A 362-nucleotide genomic window follows, 5' to 3' on the forward strand; every position below is an offset into this window, starting at 1 on the left:
GGGCTTGTCACGTTGTCGAGCGTGGCCGCGATGAGGCCGGCATCCGCCGGGCTCAGGCCGCAACGCCGGCCGCATCCCGCCATGTCGCAAACGCCTCGGCGCGAAAGCGGCGGTGCGTGCGGGCGGTGGTGAGGTGGCGGCAGACATTGAAGGTGTTGTAAGTCGCGGCATGCATCGACAGGAACCGCTGCGCCGCGGCGGCCGATTTGAATCGCTGCAGCTTGCGCTCCCGTCGCCGGACCGGGACGTGCGAACTCTCGGCCCGGTTGTTCAGCCGCTTGCCTCGAAGGTGGGGCGTCCCGTCCAGCTGCAGGTCACGAAGCGCCGCGCCGTAGGCCGGGCACTTGTCGGTGACCCAGGTG

Annotated in this window: 1 protein-coding gene; it reads right to left on the reverse strand. The window is 69.9% G+C overall.

The window, feature by feature from the left end; genetic code table 11:
• Positions 1 to 52: 52 nt before the first annotated feature.
• A partial coding sequence (locus AAHM41_RS40400) for a DDE-type integrase/transposase/recombinase (RefSeq protein ID WP_342242287.1) occupies positions 53 to 362 on the reverse strand: 310 nt, incomplete at its 5' end.

It is taken from the genome of Inquilinus sp. OTU3971 (assembly GCF_038440215.1).